12 protein-coding genes are annotated in these 17,340 nt (G+C 69.2%); 5 read left to right on the top strand and 7 right to left on the bottom strand.

Features of this window, described 5'->3' with window-relative positions:
• Window positions 1-12 precede the first annotated feature (12 nt).
• Both C1707_RS19910 and C1707_RS19915 read right to left on the bottom strand, forming a co-directional pair.
• Window positions 13-4,185, bottom strand: a complete 4,173-nt coding sequence (locus C1707_RS19910; RefSeq protein ID WP_101715678.1) for a translocation/assembly module TamB domain-containing protein — start codon at window positions 4,183-4,185, stop codon at window positions 13-15.
• Window positions 4,182-5,963: an autotransporter assembly complex protein TamA gene (locus tag C1707_RS19915; RefSeq protein ID WP_476695749.1), complete on the bottom strand. Its 1,782-nt coding sequence runs from the start codon at window positions 5,961-5,963 to the stop codon at window positions 4,182-4,184. The genes C1707_RS19910 and C1707_RS19915 overlap by 4 nt, the downstream gene beginning before the upstream one ends.
• Before the next feature lie 261 nt (window positions 5,964-6,224).
• Between C1707_RS19915 and C1707_RS19920 the strand changes: the two genes are divergently transcribed.
• The 3 genes from C1707_RS19920 to C1707_RS19930 are packed head-to-tail and all read left to right on the top strand — an operon-like array spanning window position 6,225 to window position 9,684.
• Window positions 6,225-7,754 (top strand): circularly permuted type 2 ATP-grasp protein, encoded by a 1,530-nt coding sequence (locus C1707_RS19920; protein WP_101715762.1) that lies wholly within the window; start codon window positions 6,225-6,227, stop codon window positions 7,752-7,754.
• The gene (locus C1707_RS19925; RefSeq protein WP_101715679.1) at window positions 7,751-8,692 is read left to right on the top strand and encodes an alpha-E domain-containing protein; all 942 of its coding nucleotides are present in this window, start codon (window positions 7,751-7,753) and stop codon (window positions 8,690-8,692) included. The genes C1707_RS19920 and C1707_RS19925 overlap by 4 nt, the downstream gene beginning before the upstream one ends.
• 2 nt (window positions 8,693-8,694) lie before the next feature.
• A complete protein-coding gene (locus C1707_RS19930) occupies window positions 8,695-9,684 on the top strand; it encodes a transglutaminase family protein (RefSeq protein ID WP_101715680.1) in 990 nt (329 codons plus the stop codon).
• Window positions 9,685-9,701: 17 nt separating this feature from the next.
• Here the strand turns inward: C1707_RS19930 and C1707_RS19935 are convergent, their stop codons facing one another.
• From C1707_RS19935 to cysT, 5 genes are all read right to left on the bottom strand, one after another.
• Window positions 9,702-10,562 carry an SPFH domain-containing protein gene (locus C1707_RS19935; protein WP_101715681.1) on the bottom strand — a complete coding sequence of 287 codons (861 nt, stop codon included), beginning with the start codon at window positions 10,560-10,562 and terminating at the stop codon, window positions 9,702-9,704.
• Between the two features lie 10 nt (window positions 10,563-10,572).
• Complete coding sequence (locus C1707_RS19940; RefSeq protein WP_101715682.1) at window positions 10,573-10,764, bottom strand: hypothetical protein; 192 nt, start codon at window positions 10,762-10,764, stop codon at window positions 10,573-10,575.
• Between the two features lie 139 nt (window positions 10,765-10,903).
• Window positions 10,904-11,923 carry a sulfate/molybdate ABC transporter ATP-binding protein gene (locus C1707_RS19945; RefSeq protein ID WP_101715683.1) on the bottom strand — a complete coding sequence of 340 codons (1,020 nt, stop codon included), beginning with the start codon at window positions 11,921-11,923 and terminating at the stop codon, window positions 10,904-10,906.
• Between the two features lie 18 nt (window positions 11,924-11,941).
• On the bottom strand, window positions 11,942-12,787 hold the full coding sequence (gene cysW / locus C1707_RS19950) for a sulfate ABC transporter permease subunit CysW (RefSeq protein WP_101715684.1): 846 nt from the start codon (window positions 12,785-12,787) through the stop codon (window positions 11,942-11,944).
• Window positions 12,787-13,656, bottom strand: coding sequence for a sulfate ABC transporter permease subunit CysT (gene cysT, locus C1707_RS19955; RefSeq protein ID WP_101715685.1), 870 nt, complete (start codon window positions 13,654-13,656; stop codon window positions 12,787-12,789). The genes cysW and cysT overlap by 1 nt, the downstream gene beginning before the upstream one ends.
• 348 nt (window positions 13,657-14,004) lie before the next feature.
• Between cysT and C1707_RS19960 the strand changes: the two genes are divergently transcribed.
• On the top strand, window positions 14,005-15,969 hold the full coding sequence (locus C1707_RS19960; RefSeq protein WP_164467414.1) for a rhamnogalacturonan lyase: 1,965 nt from the start codon (window positions 14,005-14,007) through the stop codon (window positions 15,967-15,969).
• Window positions 15,966-17,282, top strand: a complete 1,317-nt coding sequence (locus tag C1707_RS19965; protein ID WP_101715686.1) for an oligogalacturonate lyase family protein — start codon at window positions 15,966-15,968, stop codon at window positions 17,280-17,282. Before C1707_RS19960 ends, C1707_RS19965 begins: the two co-directional genes overlap by 4 nt.
• The last annotated feature ends 58 nt before the right edge of the window (window positions 17,283-17,340 follow it).

Genomic DNA, 17,340 nt, shown 5'->3' on the forward strand with positions numbered 1-17,340 from the left:
TCCCGGCGCGCTCTACCTGTAGTCCTTTCGCCATTTCACCGAAAGCTTGGCGTCTCCGTCGCCGCCGAGGCGCGAGACCAGCGACAGGGCCCGGCGGATCCGCCACTCGACCTGCGCCGCGGGCCCTTCGCGGCCGCCGCCGATGATCTCCACATAGACGTCGTCGGTGACGTACTTGCCGCCGGCCACGGTCATGCCCGTGCTGCTCTCGGCGAACGCCAGGCGATCCAGGCGCGCGAAGCTGCGCAGGTTGCCGATGACGTCGAAACCGCCGCCGCCCGCCAGCGAGGCCAGGGCCGAGGCCAGCTGGGCCGCCTCGATCGGCGACAGCTGCGCGGCGGACGAACCGAACAGCACCTGCGACAGCACCTCGTCCTGCGGCAGCTCCGGCTTCGAGGTCAGGGTGATCTCCGGCTTGGCCGCCGTGCCCTTGACCTGGATGATCGCGGTCAGGGCGTCGTCCTCGCGGGTCGCGGTCAGGTCGAGGCGGATGCGGTCCAGCTGGGTGGCCAGCCGCACGACGCCGTCGTCGTCGAACTCGAAGCGCTTGCCGGCGAAGTCGTATTCGCCGCGCACCAGGCGGGCCACGCCGTCCAGCACCGGGCTGGCCGTGGTGCCGCCGACATGGGCGTCCAGCGACAGCTCGACGTCCAGACCCCTGCCCTTCACGAAGATCCGGCGCGGAGCCTTCAGAGTGACGTCCAGCGCCATGCCGGAGTTGGGCTTGCGCGGCTGCACCTCGACGCCCTGGACCAGATCCTGGGGCCGGTTGCGCTCGATCACGTCCATGGAGACGACGCCGGCCGGGGTCTTGGACTGGGCCGAGACGTCGGCGCGATCGATGGTCAGGGCGCCCGACAGCTTCACCTTGCCGTCGGCGGCGCGGTTGATCGTCGTCTGGCCGGTGGCCTGGGCCTTGGCCAGTTCGTTGTCGATGACCTGGAAGTTCTTCATGTCCAGGCGGAAGCTGCCCACGCCGTCGCGCGCCAGGCTGATCCGGCCAGCGCCCGAGGCGGTCCCGCCGCGACCGTCGCCGGCCTGGGCCTGGCTGACGTCGATGGCGTTGTCGGCGAGATTGGCGGTGATCGCCACGTCCTGCAGGCGCAGGCCGGTCTGGCCGTCCTCGAAGCGGCCGCCGGCGAGCGAGGCGCGGCCGATCAGGCGCGGATCGGCCAGGGTGCCGGCCAGCGAGCCCTCGGCGTCGATCTTGCCCGACAGGCCACGCTCGGGACCGATCAGCAGGTCCCACAGCGGCTTGATCTCGCCCTGGGCCAGGAAGCGGCCCTGCACGGCGCGGCGCCGATCGATGGCCAGTCGGAACGGCTTCGCCGAGGCCTCGGTCGGCAGGGTCAGGTCCGCTTCGGCCTTCAGGCCCTGCGGATTGCTGCCGCTGGCGCGGATGGTCATCAGCTTGTCGCGCAGGTCGCCGTGGATGGTGGCGTCCAGCGACTGCTCGGCCTTGGCGCCGCGCTCGCGGGCGCCCGACAGGTTGGCGTCGAGTTCGCCGTCCAGGGCCTCGCCCTGGCCGCGCATCGAGACGCGGGCGTCGATGCGGCCGGTCAGGTCGGGATTGAGCGCCGTCAGGCTGACCCCGACCAGGTCGGCGCGGAGGTTGGCCAGCTCGCCGCCGACGTCGAGGTCGAGGTCGGCCCGGCCGTCGCCGACGTTCAGGCGTAGCCGCCCGGAGGTGCGCTCGCCGCCAAAGCGGATCTGGGCGGCCTCGCGCGTGGAAACCTCGGTGCGGGCCATCCGCCCCTTGGCGTCGAGGGTCAGCAGATAGTCGTCGGGCTGCTGGGCCAGCACGCCGCTTCCGCCCAGCCGCCAGCGGCCCGACGGCCCCTCGCCGCGCGCGTCGAGCGTCAGCGGCAGCCGGCTCATCGGCCCGGAAGCCTTTATGACGGCGTTGCGGACCTTCCAGGCGCCGCCGGTGACGTCCTGAGCCGCCAGGTCGAGCGTCGCGGTTGGGCCCCCGGCGGCGTCGACGATCTTTACCGAGCCGCGTACCGAGCCTTGGGCGAGGAAGGCGCCCGGGCCGACGGCCACGGTCAGGTCGGCCGTGGCAGGACGGCCGTCACGCAGCGAGGCGGCGCCGCCGGCCTTGAGCCCCCCGGCGTCGACGTCGAGATCGGACAGTTCCAGCCCGCCCGGCGCGAAACTGAACGCCGTCCTGGCGCGCGCCGGACCATATTGGCTGGTAGCTTCCAGGGCGGCCGTGCCGTCGGCGCCGTCGGCGCGCTTGGCGAAGGTCACGGCCAGCTTGGCGTCCTTCAGCGGCAGGCGCGGCAGGTCGATGCTGTCGAACGCCGCGTGCAGGTCGGCGCGCGGCGCGCTCAGCGTGCCCGTGATCGCGCCGTCGCCGGAGGCCTTGCCCGACACTTCGACGGGCCCGGCGCCGAAGGGGCCCTCGGCCGACCAGTCGAGCTTGAAGGCAAGATTGCCGCCCGGGTTCATGACGCCCGACGCCTTGGCGCGGGCCGCCGCCCCGTCGAGGCGGCCATCAGCCACCGACAGCTTGCCGTTGTCCCAGGCTGCCCGCGCCGACACGCGCGGCGCGGCGCCGAGCAGGCGATCCAGTTCGGCCAGGCCGCTGGCGAACCCCGCCCCACGCGCCTCGGCGTTGAAGTTCCAAGGCTTGTCACGCGCCTGGCTGGCCGACCACTTGATCGACGCCGCGCCCTTCATGCCAGGACGGATCGGCGCAAGCGACGCGACCTTGGCGGTTCCGTCGAACGACAGGCCGCCCAACAGGCCGCGCTCGCCCTTGCCTTCGACCACGACGTTGGGCGCGATCACCTTGGCGCGCTTGATCAGGAAGCGGCCATCCTTCAGGCGCGCGCCTTCGAAGTCGGCCTTGGGCGCGCGACCCAGGGGGGCCAGCAGCCCTTCGCCCGCTCCGCCCTCGCCCGTGGCCGAGGCGCGGATGGTCAACTCGCCCTTGTTCCAACCGACGAAAACCGGGCCCCTTGCCCGCGCCAGGCGGTAACCGAACAGTTCGAGGTTGGCAACGTCGCCCGGCCCCTCGACCGAGAAGCCGCCGTCGCCCAGCTTGAAGACGCCCTGGGCCCTGGCCGCGCCCATCTTCGGCATCGGCGTGATCTTGGAGAGATCCTTCACGGCCGCCGAGAAGGTCACGCCCTCGGGCGCGGTGCGACGCTTGGCCAGGTCGGCCGGTCCGCGGGCGTCGAGCGACAGATTGGGCGCGCGCAGCTTCAGCGACAGGTCGGTCATGGCGCCGGCCTTGCGGCCGACGAGGTCGACATCGACGGCCGCGCCGAACATGCGCTCGTAGAGATCGGTATGGCTGGACGCCGCCAGATCGACATGGCCGCTGGCCGAACCACCCTGGGCGTTCCACGCGCCGCCGGCGCGAAGCGGAATCTCCTGCCCGCTCTGGGCCTTGACGGTGAAGGCGCCGGCCTCGGTGGTGCCGTTGGCCTTGGCGTCGAGCATGAACGGTCGATCGGCCGGCAGGCCCAGGCTCCCGGCCAGCGCGCCCCCCTTGGCCTCGCGTCCGACGGCTGTCAGCAGCAGGGTCTTGTCGCGGCCCAGGTCGAACACGAGGTCCAGGTGATCGCCCGGATGCAGCCGGCTGGCGGCCGAAAGCCGGCCCGCCTGTCCGCCCATCCGCGCCATCTCGTAGGCGCCCGACAGGTCGAAGTCGCCGGCGACATTGCTGAAGGCAGGCCTGGTGACCAGCCGCAGCTTGAAGGCGTCGAGATCGGCCGAGATCGGCGCCGCGCCGGACTTGCCCTTCGGACCCAGGGTGGGCCGCCGCACCAGGGTGACCTGCCGCGCCTCGATGCGCTCGGCGTGGAAGCGCCGCCACCACAGCTCGCGCGGCTTCCAGACGACGCGCAGGTCGGCGCCTTCCAGCCAGACGCCCTTCTCGTCGGATATGGTCAGCCGGCGAACGCCGAAGTCGCGCCAGATGTCACCCGACAGGCCCTCGATCTTCAGCGTGCCGATGCGGCCCAGCTTCAGTCCGCTGGTCCGCGCCTCTAGGAAGGCCCGGCCTTGCGGCGTGATCACGCCATAGCGGACGACGCCCAGCACGAGGGCGACGATGGCGACCAGCGTCACCGAGATGATGATCAGCCAGCCTGGTCCGCCGACGCGGCGCGCGACCTTGGCCACGGCTTCGGCGGCTTGTTCGACGGGTTCGGGCGGCGGCGCGGCGTCGGTCAAAAGCTCTGCCCGATGCTGAGATAGATCTGGAATGCCGAGTCGCCCTCGCGCTTCTCGAGCGGGAAGGCGATGTCGGCGCGGATGGGCCCGAAGCCCAGGTCGTAGCGGACGCCGAAGCCGGCGCCGACGCTGAAGTCGCGGGTGTTGGGCGTGGGTTCGACGCCCACGGCGCCGGCGTCGATGAACACCACCCCGCCCCATTGCTGGGTGAAGCGGTGACGCAGCTCGATCGACCCCTCGAACAGCGACAGGCCGCCTTGCGGGGTGTTGTCGGAAAGGCGCGGACCGATGGCCTGGTAGGAATAGCCGCGCACCGAACCACCGCCGCCCGAATAGAAGCGCCGCGAGGCCGGCACTTCGGGCATGGTCCCGCCCAGCATGGCGCCCAGCTTCAGGCGCCCCGCCAGCACGGTGTCGGCCTCCTTGCCGAACGGGATGTAGGCCGAGCCCTGGGCCTGGGTGCGGATGTAGACGAGGCTTGTCTCGCCGGTGATGGCCGTCGGCTCGGCCCGCGCCTCGACCCGCCAGCCGCGCCGGGGATCGAGGATGCTGTCCGAATAGTCCCAGGCATAGGCGCCGAGCGCCGTGAAGGTCGCCAGGTTAAGGCGCTGCCCCACCGGCAGGCCGTTGGCGGTGGTCAGTTCCTTGGTCTGCGAAAGGTCGACCGACAGGCCGTAGGTGCGATAGCGGGTCGTCTGCAGTCGACGCGTCAGGTCGGCGCTGAAGGTCGCGCCGGTTTCGTCATAGGCGTCGGTGGTGTCGGCGAACACCCGGCTGGTCAGCTTCAGGGTCTGCTGCGGCCGTCCCCAGTGAGGCAGCGCGACCGAGCCCTCCAGGCTCTTCTCCAGCTTGGCGACGCGGGTCGTGATTGTCGTGGTGTCGGCGCGCCGCAGGCGGTTGTAGCGGATCCATTTGGCGTCGACGCCGGGGCCTTCGCTGGTCGAATAGCCGGCGCCGAGTTCCAGCGTGCGCGAGGCGCGGTCGGCCAGGGTCACCTGGATCGGGCGCAGGCCGCTGGGCAGGGCCTTTTCCTTCGGCGCCAGGGCCACCGACACGGTGTCGTAGACGCCCGTGTCGCGCAGGCGGCGCTCGAGTTCGGCGATGTCCTCCGGGTCGTAGACGTCGCCTTCCTTCCAGGGCGCCAGACGCTTGAGCCATTCGATCCGGGTGCGCCCCTTGGTCGACAGCTCCACGCCGTCGACCTTAACCAGGTCGCCGGCGGCGATGACGAAGGTCGGACGGACGGTGTGGTCGGCGTGGTCGACGATCACCTGGCGCGGATCGGCCATGGCGTCGGCGTAGCCGAGTTTCTGCACCTGGGCGACGGCGCGCCCTTCGGCGCCGAGAATCTCCGCGGCCCGGCCGGCCGCGCCCTCGGTGAGACCGAGCACGGAGAAAGCGCGTTCGCGCACGCCTTCGTCGGGCGGAGCGCCCGACCAGTCGATGCGAGGATCGGCGATGACGAACAGTTGGCCCGGCGTGACCTTCACCGTGCCGCGCGGCGGGTCGGTCTCGGTGACGTCCGGGTCGACGACATAGGCGTAATAGCCCTCGGCGCGCAGCACGGCGACGGCGTCGTCGGCGGCGTCGCGGGCGCGGCGGCGAGCCTCGGAACGGCTGGCCGGCGGACCGTCGGACTGGCTGAGGGCGCGCTGGATGGCTTCGCGCAGGGCGCGATCCTCGACGCCTGTGATGGTCGCCGATGGTTCGTCCGCATTCGCCTGGGCCGCGACGGCCGCCATCACGGCGGCCAAGCCCAGGACTGTCGTCTTACGCACCAAGCCTAGTCCCCGCACGGAGCGCCCCCAGACCTCGTGTAGTCGGGCGCTTCACGGCTGTCACCCGGCGAAATGCTGCGGGAGCGAACGATCTCGACTTCTCAGGCCCGGCAATCGGCGCCCAAATGCTAGGCAGTCATGCGCGATGGCGGGGCGAAGGTCGAAATCCGCCGCGAACCTTTTGCGGGCGTTCTAGGTTTCCATCGACCGGCGCCGCTTCGGCGCGGGTCCAAGAGACGGATAATCAAAGTGGACACCGGCGTGGCGGCGAAAATACAGAGCCTGGACGAGGCCCCAACCCTGCCGATGACGGGCGCGGCCTATCTGCCAGGCGTGGCGTACGACGAGATGTTCGCCGCCGGCGGCGACGTGCGGGCCCACTACGCGCCGCTGCAGTCGCGGATGGCGACACTAGGCGCCTCGGCCCTCGCCGACCGGCAGAAGACCCTGGAACGCTCGTTCCTGCTGCAGGGCATCACCTTCACGGTCTACGGCGCGGGCAGCGCCACCGAACGCATCATTCCCACCGATCTGTTCCCGAGAATCATCCCGGCGGCCGAGTGGGCCCGCATCGAATCGGGCCTGACCCAGCGCCTGCAGGCGTTGAACATGTTCCTCGCCGACATCTACGGCGAACAGAAGATCCTGATGGACGGCGTGGTGCCGCGCGAACTGGTGCTGGGCGCGCCCTCGTACCGGCGCGAGATGCAGAACCTGTACGTACCCCACAAGTCGTACGCCAACGTCTGCGGCAGCGACCTGATCCGCGGCCAGGACGGCGAATTCGCCGTGCTCGAGGACAACCTGCGCGTCCCGTCGGGCGTCTCCTACATGCTGGCCAACCGCGACGCGGCCAAGCGCACCTTCCCCGGCACCTACCGCGAGGCGGGCGTGCGGCCGGTCGAGCGCTATCCCGACCTGCTGCTGGCCACGCTGAAGAGCATGAGCGCCGACTGGCGGTCGGACCCGCAGGTCGTCGTGCTGACGCCTGGCGTCTACAACAGCGCCTACTACGAGCACGCCTATCTCGCCCGACTGATGGGCGTGCCGCTGGTCGAGGGCCGCGACCTCGTGGTGCACGACAACATGGTCTACATGCGCACGACCACGGGGCTGCGCCGGGTGGACGTGATCTATCGCCGGGTCGACGACGACTTCATCGACCCCCTCACCTTCCGCCGGGATTCGTCGCTGGGCGCCGCGGGGCTGTTCAACGCCTACCGCGCCGGCAACGTGGTGATCTGCAACGCCCCGGGCACCGGCGTCGCCGACGACAAGGCCGTCTACGCCTTCGTGCCGGACATCATCCGCTACTATCTCGGCGAGGACCCGATCCTGCCCAACATCGAAACCTATCTCTGCCGCGAGAAGAGCCAGCTCAGCCACGTGCTGGACAACCTCGACAAGCTGGTGGTCAAGGCCGTCGGCGCCTCGGGCGGCTACGGCATGCTGGTCGGCCCACACGCGAGCGCCCAGGAGCGCGCCGAGTTCGCCGAGGCGCTGAAGGCCGATCAGGCCAACTACATCGCCCAGCCGACCATCCAGCTGTCGACCGCGCCATGTCTCGTGGACGGCCGCATCGAGCCGCGCCACGTCGACCTGCGCCCGTTCATCCTGTCGGGCGAGAAGACCATCGTGACGCCCGGCGCCCTCACCCGCGTGGCCCTGAAGCGCGGCTCGCTGGTGGTGAACTCCAGCCAGGGCGGCGGCTCGAAAGACACCTGGGTGCTGGCCGAGGAGAACGGCCACCACAACGGCAACGGCCACGCTCACAAGGGAGCCGGCCAATGATGCTCGCTCGGGTCGCCGACAGCCTCTACTGGCTGGGCCGCTACATCGAGCGCGCCGAACACCTTTCGCGCCTGTCCAGCGTGATGCTGAACGCCACGCTGGACCAGACCGATTCCGGCATGCAGGCGGTGTGGATCGCCCTGTCGGCCGTCGGCGACGACGGGGCCGGCAAGGTCTCGCCGTTCGAGGCCGCCCGCGCCCTGGTGCTCGACCGCTCCGACCCCAACTCGGTGGTCTCGTCCCTGACCATGGCCCGCGAGAACGCCCGCCAGGTGCGCGACCAGATCACCACCGAGACGTGGGAGCGGCTGAACGTGCTCTATCTGCGCGTCACCGATCCGGGCGCCGAGGCCGAGTTCGCCGACAATTCGGTGTCCTATCTGCACGACGTGATCGCCGACGTGCACCTGTTCAAGGGCGCGGCCGACGCCACCATGAGCCACGGCGAAAGCTGGCGGTTCATGATGCTGGGCATGTACCTGGAACGGGCCCAGTTGGTGTCCAGCCTGCTGGAGGTGTGCTTCGCCCAGGCCCCCAGCCGCGAAATCCACGACCACCTGGCGCTGGTCAGCCTGCTGCGCATGGCCTGCGCGCTCGAACCTTACCTGCGGGTCTACACCGCCGAGATCGAGCCGCGGCACATCCTGGAGTTCCTGGTCTTCGACGAGGACTTCCCGCGTTCGATCCGCTTCGCCACCTCGCGCATCGAAGAGCACCTGACGGCCCTGGCCCGCCACGTCGAGGCGGCCGGCCGCGCGGCCCCCGAGCGGCTGGCCGGCAAGCTGAAGGCGCGCCTGCAATATGCCGACGTCGACGAGCTCGAGACGATCGGCGCCGGCGCGCTGCTGACCACCGTCGTCAACGAGTGCGCACGCATCCACGACGCGATCTACGAGACCTTCGTCGCCTACCCCCTCGAACTCCGACTGCCGGCCTGACCATGCTGCTCGAAATCCGCCACGTCACCCAGTACCACTACGAGCGGCCGGTCCGCGAAAGCCTGATGGAGCTGTGGATGCAGCCCCAGAAGGGCGCGCGCCAGCGGCTGGTCAGCTTCGAGCTGGACGTCGATCCGGCCGCCCAGCTGTTCTCCTATCCCGACAGTTTCGGCAACGCGGTCTATCACTTCGACGTCCCGCACCCGCACGACCGGCTGACCATCATCGCCCGCTCGGCGGTCGAGACCGAGCACGCCGCCGAACTGCCCGACAGGCTCGACACCGGCGAATGGGACCGCCTGCGCAGCGAGTTCGTGCGCGGGGAGTGCTTCGACTTCCTGCGGCCGCACGGCTTCGTTCAGACGACCGAGCGCCTTCAGGCCTTCATCGCCCAGCACGACCTGGAGGCCCTGCGCCGCCAGGACCCGCTGACCGCCCTGCGGCGCCTGAACGAGACCCTCTACCAGTCGTTCGGGTACCAGCCCGGCGTCACCGACGCCGACAGCCCCATCGACCTGGCCCTGGAGGCCGGCAGCGGCGTCTGCCAGGACTTCGCCCACATCATGCTGGCCATTTGCCGCAACTGGGGCCTGCCGGCGCGCTACGTGTCGGGCTACCTGTTCACCGACCGCGAGGCCGGCGACCGGTCGGATCCGGACGCCACCCACGCCTGGATCGAGGTGTTCCTGCCCAGCCTGCGCTGGGTGGGCTTCGACCCGACCAACAACTGCCTGACCGGCGAGCGTCACGTGGCCGTGGCCGCGGGTCGCGACTACGCCGACGTCACGCCGTCGCGCGGGGTCTACAAGGGCGACGCCGAGAGCCATCTGGCGGTCGGGGTGACGGTGCGGCGGGCTCGCGCGGCGCTGGCCGAACCGGAATTCCTGCGCCTGGCCAAGCCGGCCTCGTTCGGGGCCCGCCGCCGCGGCGACGCCGCCGCCGTCCACCAGGACCAGCAGCGCCAGCAGCAGCAGCAGCAACAACAGCAGTAGGCTCAGCCCCCCTCGCGTCAGTCGATCTTCACGAACGGCGTGGCGCCGCTGGTGACCTTGGGCAGTTCGCCGTTCCACTTCTCGATGGCCTGCTGCTGCAGGACCTGGGGATTGGCGCGGATGGCCTCGCCCTTGATGCGGATCGCCTCGGCCTCGCCGCGCGCCTTGGCGATGGCGGCGTTGGCCAGGGCGGTTTCCTTGGCCTCCAGCGCCTTGGCCGCCAGGGCCTCCTGTTCCAGCTTGGTCTTCTCCTGCATGCGGTCGACCACGGCGCTCGGATAGCGGATCGAGCCGATCCAATCCATCTGCGACACGGCCACCCCATGGCGCGCCCACTTGTTGGACACCCGCGCCAGGGCCTTCTGCACCACCATCTGGCGGCCGCCGCTGTACAGCGTCTCGACCGAGACCTTCTCGGTTTCGGCGGCGATCGCCGAACGCACGTCGTTGCGGATCGGGCCGTCGAGCAACTGGTCGAAGGTCAGGCGGTAGGTCTGGTACAGCATCGGCGCCGAGGCCGGATTGACCTGCAGCGTCACCGACACGTCGGCCGTCATCGGCAGGCCGGTGTTGTCGCTGAACGACAGCTCCTCGTTCTCGTTGCCGCGTTCGTCACGGTCGCGCGTGTAGCTGTAGGTGCGCTGGATGACCGGGAACTGGACGATCTTCTCGCCGATCCCCCGGAAGTACCAGCGCGCTGGCAGCGCCTCGGGCGCGACGCCGGCGCCAGAGCCCAGGGTCTTGATCTTGACCCCCACATTGCCGGGCTCGACCGTCGTGCCCTGCGAGATCACCGAACACGACCCGAGCAGCAGCACGGCGCCAGCCGTGGTGACGAGCAGGATCGCGCCCCTGTTCAGCGGCGAATGAATAGCCATGGAATTTCCCCTAGCGCCCCTTGGGCGCGCGTTTTGAAGCGGTCGACGGGCGGGTCGCGATGGCGATGAACTGCGAGGCCAGGAAGATCAGCCCGGCCGCGCCGAGCGCGAAGGCGAGCGGCGCCGCGATCAGTCCCAGGTCCGTGCCCGAGCCCCACAAAGGGCCCACGACGACGCGAACCAGGACGACCGCCAGGACCACCCAGATCGTAAGAAGTGCGACAGCTTTCCCCAACATCCCCTCAGCCCTCATGGACCGGCGATATTCAATAGCTAGGCAGGGAAAGTCACTCCTTCAATCGGAGCGCCCAGAAATTGCCGCGATTTAATCTTGCCGGTGCTCAGGCCGCGTAGACGTGGCTCTTGCCTACGGCCAGCTTCACCGAGCCGGTAAAAAGATCGGCGTCGGCGCGCGAGGCGGCGACTTCGACGCGGGTCCCGTCGGCCAGCACCGCGTCGACGCGAGCCAGCGCGCCTTGGGCGTTTACGCGCTCGACCCTGGCCTCGACGCCATGGTCGGCGAGTACGAAGTCATGCGGCCGCACGAAGCCCACGCCCGCCCCGTCGGCGAGGTCCAAGGCCGGCAGAACCAGCGGACCGGCCGTGAACTTGCCGCCCGCGACCTTGCCTTCGAAGCGGTTGGATTCGCCGACGAAGCCGCAGACGAAGGCCGAGGCGGGATTGTCGTGCACCTCGCGCGGGCTGCCGATCTGCTCGATCTGGCCCTTGTTGAGGATGGCGACGCGATCGGCCAGCTCCAGGGCCTCTTCCTGGTCGTGGGTGACGAAGATGGTGGTCACGCCGGTGGCGTCGTGCACGCGACGGAGTTCCTTGCGCAGGGACTTGCGGACGGTGGCGTCCAGGGCGCCGAACGGCTCGTCCAGCAGCAGCACGCTGGGCTGCACGGCCAGGGCGCGCGACAGGGCTACCCGTTGACGTTGTCCGCCCGACAGCTGCGAGGGATAGCGGCCGCCCAGGCCGTCCAGCTCGACCAGCTTCAGCAATTCGTCGACGCGCCTGGCGATCTCGGCCTTCGGCGGCTTGTCCTTGCCCTTCCGCACGTCGAGGCCGAACGCGATATTCTTGGCCACGGTCATGTGCTTGAACAGCGCGTACTGCTGGAAGACAAAGCCCACCCGGCGGGCGGCGGCCGAGGCGTAGGTGACGTCCTTGTCGTGGAACAGCACTTGGCCGGCGTCGGGGAACTCCAGGCCGGCGATGGCGCGCAGCAGCGTGGTCTTGCCCGAGCCCGAAGGCCCCAGCAGCGCCAGCAGTTCGCCGTCGGCGATCTCGAGATCGACATTGTTCAGCGCCGGATAGCGGCCGAACTGCTTCTGGACGGAACGGATGGAGATGGTCATGGCGTCTTCGCGTTCCGTTTAGTGTCCGCCGCGGCCGCGAACGGCCGGCTGGGCGACTTCGAGGGCGGTCTTCAGCACGAGGGTGACGATGGCGAGCAGGCACAGCAGGGCCGCAACCGCGAACGCCCCCACGAAGTCGTACTCGTTGTAGAGGATCTCGACATGCAGCGGCATGGTGTTGGTCAGGCCGCGGATGTGGCCGCTGACCACCGACACGGCGCCGAACTCGCCCATGGCCCGGGCGTTGCACAGCAGCACGCCGTACAGCAGGCCCCAGCGCACGTTGGGCGTGGTGACCCGCCAGAAGGTGTAGAGGCCCGAGGCCCCCATCGAGATCGCGGCCTCCTCCTCGCTGGTTCCCTGTTCCTGCATCAGCGGGATCAGTTCGCGGGCGACGAACGGGAAGGTCACGAACACCGTGGCCAGCACGATGCCCGGCACGGCGAAGATGACCTTCAGGTCGTTGTCGAGCAGCCATTCGCCCAGCCAGCCCTGCATGCCGAACACCAGCACGTAGATCAGGCCCGCGACGACCGGCGAGACCGAGAACGGCAGGTCGATCAGGGTGATCAGGAAGGACTTGCCCGGAAAGTCGTGCTTGGCCACGGCCCACGAGGCGCAGAGGCCGAAGATGGCGTTGAACGGCACGGCGATCGCGGCCGTCAGCAGGGTCAGCTTGACCGCCGCCAGGGCGTCCTCGTGCAGCACGGCCTCGACCGCGGCCTGCACGCCCTTGCGGAGGGCCTCGGCGAACACGGCGACCAGCGGCAGGATCAGCACCAGCGCCAGGAAGACCATGACCACGCCGATGACCAGCGCCTTGACCCAGGTCGGATCCTCGGTGGGGTGACGGGCGCGGGCCATCAGACGAACCTCCGCGAAAAGGCCTGGATGGCGTTGATGACGAACAGCATCAGGAACGAGACCACCAGCATCACCACCGCGATCGAGGCGGCCTGGGCGTACTGGAACTGCTCCAGCTGGATGATGATCAGCAGCGGAGCGATCTCGGACTTGTAGGGCATGTTGCCGGCGATGAAGATCACCGAGCCGTACTCGCCCACCCCTCTGGCGAAGGCCATGGCGAAGCCGGTCAGCCAGGCCGGGCCCAGGGCAGGCAGGATCACCCGCCAGATGGTCTGCAGGCGGCCCGCGCCCAGGCTGGCCGAGGCCTCCTCGACGTCGGCCGACAGGTCGCGCATCACCGGCTCGATCGTGCGGACCACGAACGGCAGGCCGATGAAGATCAGGGCGATGGTGACACCGACTGGGTTGTAGGCGGCCTTGATGCCCAGAGGCGTCAGGAACTGCCCGATCCAGCCGTTGGGGGCGTAGAGGGTGGCCAGGGCGATGCCCGCCACGGCCGTGGGCAGGGCGAACGGCAGGTCGACCAGGGCGTTGATGATCGTCTTGCCCGGAAACTCGTAGCGGACCAGCGCCCAGGTGGTCAGCACGCCGAAGACGCCGTTGGCGATCGCCGCCACCAGCGCCGCGCCGAAGGTCAGGCGATAGGCGGCCAGGGCGCGTTCGGAAAAGGCGGCGGCGACGAACTCGGACGGCGACAGTTCGGCCGCCTTCAACGCCACGGCCGACAGCGGGATCAGCACCACCAGCGACAGGATCGAAAGCGTCATGCCCAGGGTCAGGCCGAAGCCCGGGATCGCCGATCGGCGGCGGAACAGCGGACGGCGCGCCGCGGCGGGTCGTTGCGCGGCAAGGGAGTCGGCGGTCATGCCCTGATCGTCGTCCTGGTTGCGGCTGCGGCTCGCGGCCTCTGGTGAACATACGCGCGTGCAGCGCCTCGAGGCCGAAGCAGCGCCGAGTTGGAGCGCTTAAATCTCCACTGCGCCGATGGGGTCAATTGAGTTTTCCCAGGCGAGCCCCGTAGAAAAACTGTCCGGCCGGCACCCTGCCCCGCATGCGCCAAACCGCGAAGCGAAATTCGCCGCCGGACTCAACCCGAAAAGCCAAAGTTTCATTATATGAAACAACACTGCAATTTATGGGAAACTTGTTGCGACTTTCGGTCGGCGTGCGAAGATCGGGGCAACAACGCGCATAATCCCTCGGGGGGAAGCCCAATGTCTCTTCGCCTTTACAAGGCCGCCATGCTGGCCTCGGCCGCCGTTTCGCTGCTGGCCCTGCCCGCCCTCGCCGCCCCGCGCCAGGTCGAGCATCTGGATCGCGGCCTGGTCGCCGCCCCCGCCATCGACGGCGGCGTGCTGGTCTCGTGGCGCTACACGGGCGAAGACGCCCTCGGCCTGGCCTTCAACCTCTATCGCGACGGCAAGAAGCTGAACGCCAAGCCGCTCGCCTTCGCCACCAACTTCGTCGACAAGACCGGCGTCGCCGGCTCGCGCTACACGCTCAAGGCCGTGACCAAGGGCAAGGAGGGCTCGGTCGAAGCCGAGACCACCGCGCTGAAGGACGGCTTCCTGACGATCCCGCTGCAGAAGCCGCCGGGCGGCGTCACGCCGGACGGGCAGGCCTACGAGTACACGGCCAACGACGCCAGCGTCGGCGATCTGGACGGCGACGGCCGCTACGAGATCGTCCTCAAGTGGGATCCGACCAACTCCAAGGACAACGCCTTCTCCGGCTACACCGGCCCCGTACTGCTCGACGCCTACACCCTGGACGGCAAGCGTCTTTGGCGCATCGACCTTGGCCGCAACATCCGCGCCGGCGCCCACTACACCCAGTTCCAGGTCTTCGACTTTGACGGCGACGGCCGCGCCGAGATCGCCGTGCGCACCTCCGACGGCACTATCGACGGCACGGGCAAGGTGCTGGGCGATCCCAACGCCGACTGGCGCAGCGGCCCTGAAGAGCGGCCGACGAACGACAGAACCGGCGCCGAGATCAAGCCCGACGGCACGAAGGTGGCCAAGACCACGGGCCGCATCCTCAAGGGACCCGAGTTCCTGACCGTGTTCGACGGCCGCACCGGCGCGGCCGTGGATTCGGTTCCCTTCTCCGCCCCGCGTGACCCGACCACCGACGCGCCGACCACCGAGCAGATGACCAAGCTCTGGGGCGACGGCTACGCAAACCGTTCGGACCGCTTCCTGGCCGGCACGGCCTATCTGGACGGCCAGCATCCCAGCATCATCATGGGCCGCGGCTACTACGCCCGCACCACGGTCAGCGCCTGGGACTTCAGGAACGGCAAGATCACCCAACGCTGGCTGTTCGACAGCGCCGCGCCGGGCGTGCCGGAAGGCTTCGGCGGCCAGGGCAACCACCAGCTGTCGGTCGCCGACGTCAACGGCGACGGTCGCGACGAGATCGTCTACGGCTCGATGGCCATCGACGCCGACGGCAAGCCGCTGTGGACCGCCAAGCTCTATCACGGCGACGCTCTGCACCTGGGCGACCTGGATCCGGACCGTCCGGGCCTGGAGCGCTTCGGCGTCAATGAGAGCCCGAAGGCCAACGCCGGCATCGGCTCGGCCATGGTCGACGCCAAGACCGGCGAGGTGCTGTGGACCACGCCGACCGAAAGCGACACCGGCCGCGGCGTGGCCTTCGACATCGACCCGCGCTTCCCGGGCGCCGAGGCCTGGGCCAGCAACTCCAGCACGCTCTACACCGTCAAGGGCAAGCCCATCGAAGGCGTGAAGCATCCGCCGCAGATGAACTTCGGCGTCTGGTGGGACGGCGACGAACTGCGCGAACTGCTCGACCGCAACAAGATCTTCAAGTGGGACTGGCTGAAGGGCGAGAGCAAGGTGCTGCTGAACGCCGAGGGCATGACCTCCAACAACGGCACCAAGGCCACCCCGACCCTATCGGCCGACATCCTGGGCGACTGGCGCGAGGAAGTGATCCTGCGCTCGGAGGACAACACCTTCCTGCGCATCTACGTCACGCCCTATCCGACGGATCGCCGCCTGGTCACCCTGATGCACGACCCGGTCTATCGCGCCGGCATCGCCTGGCAGAACACCGCCTACAACCAGCCGCCGCACACCAGCTTCTACCTGGGGCACGGCATGAAGAATCCCCCGCGTCCGAACGTCGTCGCCGTGAAGGTGAAGCCATGAGAAACGTGCTGATCGGCCTGGCGACCGCCTTCGCCGTCGCCCTCCCCGCCTTCGCCCAGGCGCCGGCCGCGCCGGCGGCCGCCCCGCCGCGCGAATGGGTCGACAAGGACACCGGCCATCGCGTCGTGCGCCTGTCCGACGAGCCGGGCTCGAGCAGCCTCTACTTCAACTACAACGGCTACACGCCGCAGGGCGACAAGCTGGTCATCGCCACGCCCAAGGGGCTCAGCACGGTTGACCTGGCCACCCGCAAGCTGGTGCCGCTGGTCGAGGAAGACGGCAAGTTCCTGTTCGTCGGCCGCAAGACGCGCTCGGCCTACTACATCGTCACCGAGGGCAAGACCCGCGTGGTCAAGGCCGTCGACATCGACAGCAGGAAGGTCCGCGTGGTCGCCAAGTTCGACCGCGGCGACATCCAGACGATCAACGCCGACGAGACCCTGCTCGGCGGAGTGGTGGTGACCAAGCCCGAGATCGAGACCCGCCCCGACGGCATGCTCAAGCGCGACAACCGCTTCGACCAGGCCGACTACGCGGCCAACGGCCCCGATGGCAAGCCGCTGAGCTTCGCCGAGGCCAAGGAAGTGCGGCTCAACGAGCGGCTCGAGTCGAAGATTCCGATGGAGATGTTCGTCATCGACACCCGCACCGGCGAAAAGCGCGTGGTGCACACGGCGACCGACTGGCTGAACCACCTGCAGTTCTCGCCGACCGACCCCAACCTGCTGATGTTCTGCCACGAGGGTCCCTGGCACAAGGTCGACCGCCTCTGGCTGCTGCGGACCGACCAGCCCGACGCCAAACCGGTGAAGATCCACACCCGCACCATGAACATGGAGATCGCCGGGCACGAATGGTTCAGCGCGGACGGCAAGACCGTCTGGTATGACCTGCAGACGCCGCGCGGCGAAGACTTCTGGGTCGCCGGCTACGAGATCGCCACCGGCAAGCGCGCCTGGTACCACGTCGAGCGCAACGCCTGGTCGGTGCACTTCAACTCCAGCCCGGACGGCAAGCTGTTCGCCGGCGACGGGGGCGACAGCGAGATGGTCGCCCACGCGCCGGACGGCAAGTGGCTGTACCTGATGCACCCGCGCGGGATTCCCGACGTCGCCGGCATCCACGCCCCCGACTCCGAGCACCTGATCCGCCCCGGCGTCATCGACACCGAAAAGCTGGTCAACATGAGCGGCCACGACTACCGCCTGGAGCCGAACGTCAACTTCACGCCCGACGGCAAGTGGCTGGTGTTCCGTTCGAACATGCACGGCGCCAACCACGTCTACGCGGTGGAGCTGGCGAAGGCCAAGTAGCGACCTTCTCCCCACCCGGCCGGACCCATTCCCCGTAAAACCCTCACGAAAGCGGGGG

Source organism: Caulobacter flavus (assembly GCF_003722335.1).
GTDB classification, from domain to species: Bacteria; Pseudomonadota; Alphaproteobacteria; order Caulobacterales; family Caulobacteraceae; genus Caulobacter; species Caulobacter flavus.